Source organism: Pseudomonas sp. MEJ086 (genome assembly GCF_030209025.1).
GTDB lineage: Bacteria > Pseudomonadota > Gammaproteobacteria > Pseudomonadales > Pseudomonadaceae > Aquipseudomonas > Aquipseudomonas fulva_A.
The window spans coordinates 1-5,478 of record NZ_JARVSV010000028.1; the positions used below are offsets into that span (position 1 = coordinate 1).

4 protein-coding genes are annotated in these 5,478 nt (G+C 65.3%); 1 reads left to right on the forward strand and 3 read right to left on the reverse strand.

Features of this window, described 5'->3' with window-relative positions; translation table 11 throughout:
* Nucleotides 1-218: 218 nt before the first annotated feature.
* The 3 genes from QRN22_RS18590 to trhO are packed head-to-tail and all read right to left on the reverse strand — an operon-like array spanning nt 219 to nt 3,563.
* Nucleotides 219-1,997, reverse strand: coding sequence for an ABC transporter ATP-binding protein (locus QRN22_RS18590; RefSeq protein WP_042555715.1), 1,779 nt, complete (start codon nt 1,995-1,997; stop codon nt 219-221).
* On the reverse strand, nt 1,990-2,622 hold the full coding sequence (locus QRN22_RS18595; protein WP_042555714.1) for a DsbA family protein: 633 nt from the start codon (nt 2,620-2,622) through the stop codon (nt 1,990-1,992). Before QRN22_RS18595 ends, QRN22_RS18590 begins: the two co-directional genes overlap by 8 nt.
* Nucleotides 2,623-2,624: 2 nt before the next feature.
* A complete protein-coding gene (gene trhO, locus QRN22_RS18600) occupies nt 2,625-3,563 on the reverse strand; it encodes an oxygen-dependent tRNA uridine(34) hydroxylase TrhO (protein ID WP_042555713.1) in 939 nt (312 codons plus the stop codon).
* 277 nt (nt 3,564-3,840) lie between these two features.
* Between trhO and QRN22_RS18605 the strand changes: the two genes are divergently transcribed.
* Complete coding sequence (locus QRN22_RS18605; protein ID WP_042555712.1) at nt 3,841-4,854, forward strand: zinc-dependent alcohol dehydrogenase family protein; 1,014 nt, start codon at nt 3,841-3,843, stop codon at nt 4,852-4,854.
* Nucleotides 4,855-5,478: the final 624 nt, after the last annotated feature.

Here is a 5,478-nt window from a genome sequence, read left to right on the forward strand (position 1 = left end):
CACCGCCCCAGCAGCAGGCACCTCGATATCCGTAGGAGCCCGCTTGCGGGCGAATCGTTTGGCCGACGCGATGCTGCGGTATGGCCGCTATCCATCGCCCGCAAGCGGGCTCCTACGCCATCCGAGTCAACACCGCCCCAGCAGCAGGCACCTCGATATCCGTAGGAGCCCGCTTGCGGGCGAATTCGTGGTTCAAACCGATAGTGGCGTGAACCCGCCTAGTGCTGCAGATTGCCGTAGAGCTTGGCGTACAGGCCGCCTTCGGCGATCAGTTGGCGGTGGTCGCCGTCTTCGGCGACGCTGCCGCCATCGAAGACCAGCACGCGGTCAGCCTGTTTCACCGCACTCAGGCGGTGGGCGATGATCAGCGTGGTGCGACCGCTGAGGAACTGCGCCAGGGCTTCGTGCAGGGCGTATTCGGTCGCGGCGTCCAGGGCCGATGTGGCCTCGTCGAGTATCACCACCTTCGGCTCGGCGAGCACCATCCGGGCGATTGCCAGGCGCTGCCGCTGGCCACCGGATAGGCGCACGCCGGAGCGACCGACCACGGTATCCAGGCCTTGCGGCAACTGGCGGATGGTCTGCGCCAGCTGGGCGATGCTCAGTGCCTGCCAGCAGGCGTCGTCGCTGCGGTCGCGGCCCATGCACAGGTTGGCGCGTACGGAGTCGTTGAATAGTGCGGGATGCTGCAGCACCACCGCCACGTGCTCGCGAATGGCCGGCAGACCGATCTCTTCCTGGCTGCTGCCGCCAAAACGGATGACACCCGCCTGAGGCGTGTAGAGGCCCAGCAGCAGTTGCACCAGGGTGCTTTTACCGCCGCCACTGGCACCGACGATGGCGACCTTTTCACCGGGTGCGATGGACAGGTTGAGCCCCGTCAGCACCGGTTCCTCGCCATAGGAGAAGGTCAGGTCCCGAATATCGATACCGACGGTTTCGCGGCCCTTGAACGGATCGGCGCCGCCGACATAGTCCGGTTCGTCACGACGCCCGAGCAATTCGTTGATGCGGGTCAGCGCCCCACCGGCGGCATAGAAGGCGTACTGCAGGCTCAGTAGCTGCTCGACCGGGCCGATCATGAACCACAGGTAACTGAACACCGCGAGCATCTGGCCGATGGACAGGTCGGAGAACAGCACGGTGAGCATCGCCGCCGCCCGGAACACATCGATGCCGAACTGGAACAGCAGGCCGCTGGCACGGTTCGAGGCGTCGGTCTTCCACTGCGAGGCGACGGCATAGTCGCGCACTTCACGGGCACGCCCGCCCAGGCGGCCGAGAAAGTAGCCCTGGCGATTGCCGGCGCGCACTTCCTGGATCGAGTCGAGGGTTTCAGTCAGCGCCTGGGTGAAGCGCGAGGTGCTGTCGTTCTCGAGCTTTTTCAGGTGTTTGACGCGCTTGCCCAACTGCACCGTGGCGTAGATCACCAGAGGATTGAACAGCAGGATCAGCAGCGCCAGCTTCCAGTGCATCCACAGCAGAATTCCCGATGTACCGGCCAGGGTCAGCACGCCGACCAGAAAGCGGCTCAGGGTTTCGCCGATGAATTTGTCGAGGGTATCGAGATCGGTGACCAGGTGAGTGGTCACGGTACCGCCCCCAAGGCTTTCGTACTCGGCCAGGGAAATCCGCTTGAGGCGCTCGATCAAACGGATGCGGATGCGATAGACGATGTCTTTGGAGAGCCGCGCGAACAGCCGCGCCTGCACCACGTTGAAGATCAGCGCGCCGCCGCGCAGCAAGAAGGTCAGCGCCAGCATCAGCAGGATGTAGCCGACTGCGCTCTGCCAACCTGCAGGCAGGAAGTTGTCCATCACCTTGAGCGCGGAGTTGCCGTCACCCAGCAGCACTTCGTCGACCAGCAACGGCAGCAGCAAAGGGATCGGCACACTGCACAGGGTCGCCAGCACGGCGACCAGGTTGGCCAGGATCAGCCCACGCTTGTGGCGCAAGGCCAGGCGACGGATTTCCGCCCAGCTCAGGCGATCAACCATCGATGGCGTGCTCCAGCCAGCGCGCGAGCAGCGGCGAGAGCGCATCGAGTGGCTGGTAGCCGTTGGTGAGCAATGCCAGGCGCCCGCCCTTCTCGGCCAGCAGGGTCGGGAAGCCGGCGATACCGAGATCCTGCACCCAGCTGAAATCCGCGGCCGTGGCCCTGTGCTGTTCTTCGCTGTCGAAGGCCTCGGCGAACTCGATACGCGGGATACCGACCTCTTCGGCCAGGCGCACCAGGGTGAGTGCCTGGGTCACGTCCGCGCCTTCCTGATAGAACGCCTGCTGAATGCGCCGCGCCATCGGCCAGGCGCTCTGCGGGTCGAGGCCGCGCACGGTGACCACCGCCCGGCACGCCGCCTCGGTGTCGTAGCGCATGCCCTCGGGCAGCCCGGCATCGAAGTTGAACAGCTGACCGGTGCTGGCGTTGACCGCCTGCCAGTAGCCCAGGTAACGCACCCGCGCAGCGGCATCGATGGCCACCTGATCACGGCGCAGGCCGCCGAGCACCAGCTCCACCGGCACGCCGCGCTCGGCGGCCTGAGCGGCCAGCGCTTCGAGCACCGGTGCGAAGCCCCAGCACCAGGAGCACATTGGGTCCATCACGTAGAGCAGGCGCGCATGCATCCTCAGGCCTCGTGTTTTTGGCGGGGATTGTTGCCCAGAGGATGGGGCTGATTGCGCACTTTCGCCAGTTCGATCTGACGCTGGCGCTCACGGGCTCCCTCGCGGGTCTTCTCCGGCAGCGTGTCCCAGCAGTGAGGGCAGCTCACCCCCGGGCTGAAAAATTCGGAGGAACGGTCCTCGATCGAGATCGGGGTACGGCAGGCGTGGCACTGATCGTAGTCGCCTTCGCTGAGGTCGTGGCGCACGGTGACGCGGTTGTCGAAGACGAAGCAGTCGCCCTGCCAGCGGGTTTCTTCCTGGGGCACTTCTTCCAGGTATTTGAGGATGCCGCCCTTGAGGTGGTAAACCTCCTCGAAGCCTTCGTTGAGCATGTAGCTGGAGGCCTTCTCGCAGCGGATGCCGCCGGTACAGAACATCGCCACCTTCTTGTGCTTGCTGGGGTCGAAGTGCTCGCGAATGTACGCCGGAAACTCGCGGAAGGACTTGGTCTGCGGGTCGATGGCGCCTTCGAAGGTGCCGATGGACACTTCGTAATCGTTGCGGGTGTCGATCAGCAATACCTCAGGGTCGGCGATCAGCGCGTTCCAATCCCGGGGCTCGACGTAGGTGCCGACGCGCTGATTGGGATCGACGCCCGGTACGCCCAGGGTGACGATTTCCTTCTTCAGCTTCACCTTGGTGCGATAGAAAGGCTGCTCGGCGCAATAGGACTCCTTGTGGTCGACATCGGCCAGACGCGGGTCGAGGGCAAACCAGGCGAACAGGCCATCGATGCCTTCACGGCTGCCGGAAACGGTACCGTTGATGCCCTCTTCGGCAAGCAGCAGGGTGCCCTTGATGCCATTGGCAACCAGGGTATCGAGCAAGGGTTGGCGCAGCGCCTCGTAGTCCGGCAGGGAGACGAACTTGTAGAGCGCCGCCACGACGATGTTATCGGTCATGTCACTGTCCTTCAGTAGTCGCCCTCGCAAAGGGCGGACTGGGTACGAAATGGGAGCCGTCTCAGCGAAGCATGGCACTGCCCGATGGCGTCGCCGGGGCATGGCGCGGTGCGCTGCAGAAATGGGCCGTGCAGTTTACTGGTCTTGGACGCTCAGGTGTAGTGGAACGCTCAGTAGCGAGGGTGGTCGAGAGAGAAGCGCGGCGATTCCCTGCCGCAGTCGTTCGCCAGCGTCGCCGCGCTGGCCAAAGCCCACACCCACCATAGAGGAGCACCCCATGAAAGCCGTCGTCGTTCGCAGCCCCGGAGGCCTGGACAAGATCGAGGTGACCGACATCGCCGATACCGGCCAACCGGGACCAGGCCAGATTCGCGTGGCCCTCCACGCCAGCTCGCTGAATTTTCACGACCTGCTGGTGGCCAATGGCAGCATTCCCACGGCAGACGGCCGGGTGCTGATGTCCGACGGTGCCGGCGTGGTCGAAGCCGTGGGCGACGGGGTCAGTGAATTTCAGGTCGGCGACCACGTGGTTTCCGGCTTTTTCCCACAATGGCCGGACGGCGACGTGTTCGCCCCGGTCAGCAACTTCGCCGGCACGCCGGGCGACGGCATCGACGGGTTCGCCACCCAGTACGCGGTGCGCGCCGCCTCGGCCTTCACCCATGCGCCGCGCGGCTGGAGCCATGCCGAAGCGGCGACCATCACCACCGCCGGACTGACCGCGTGGCGGGCACTGGTCGTCGATGGTGGGCTCAAAGCTGGTGACAGCGTGCTGATACTGGGTAGCGGCGGCGTGTCCATCGCCGCCCTGCAGATCGCCAGGATGATGGGCGCAGCGGTGATCGCCACCTCCTCGTCCGACGAAAAACTCGAGCGCCTGCGCAAGCTGGGTGCCGATCACACCATCAACTACCGACAGACCCCGGAATGGGGCAAGCGGGTGCTGGAACTGACCGATGGGCGTGGCGTCGATCAGGTCGTCGAAGTCGGCGGCCCGGGCACCCTGGCGCAATCGATCAGCGCCGTGCGCGTGGGCGGTCATATCGCCCTGATCGGCGTGCTGACCGGGCGTCAGGGCGAAGTGCCGACCTCGATACTGATGGCCAAGCAGGTGCGCCTGCAGGGGTTGATCGTCGGTAGCCGCCGCCATCAGCAGGATTACATCCGCGCCCTGGAACGCGCCGGCGTGCGCCCGATCCTCGACCGCAGCTTCGCCCTCGAGAACCTCGCGGATGCCTTTCGTCTGCAGGAAAGCGGCAGCCATTTCGGCAAGATCGTGGTCGAGTGGTAACGGCACAGCCAGCATCGGCGTTGACTGGTTTGGTGCCTCGGTGAGGCGTGCCCCACCCTGCTGGCGTGAGCACCAACAACGATTGTGGGAGCGCGCCATGCGCGCGAATCGCGGGCGCGGCCCGCTCCCACACTGGCTGCAGATACGCAACTTGCGAGGTGAATCCAGCCAGCACCGGCGTTGAGTGCTCTGGCGCCTTGGTGAGGCGTGACCCACCTACTGGCGTGAGCACCAGCAACGACTGTGAGAGCGCGCCATGCGCGCGAATCGCGGGCGCGGCCCGCTCCCACACTGGCTGCAGATACGCAACTTGCGAGGCGAATCCAGCCAGCATCGGCGTTGAGTGTTCTGGTGGCTTGGTGAGGCGTGCCCCCTTACTGGCGTCGGCACCAACAACGACCGTGGGAGCGCGCCATGCGCGCGAATCGCGGGCGCGGCCCGCTCCCACACTGGGTTGCAGATATGCAGCTTGCGAGGCGAATCCAGCCAGCATCGGCGTTGAGTGCTCTGGTGCCTCGGTGAGGCGTGCCCCGCCCTGCTGGCGTGAGCACCAACAACGATTGTGGGAGCGCGCCATGCGCGCGAATCGCGGGCGCGGCCCGCTCCCACACTGGGTTGCAGATA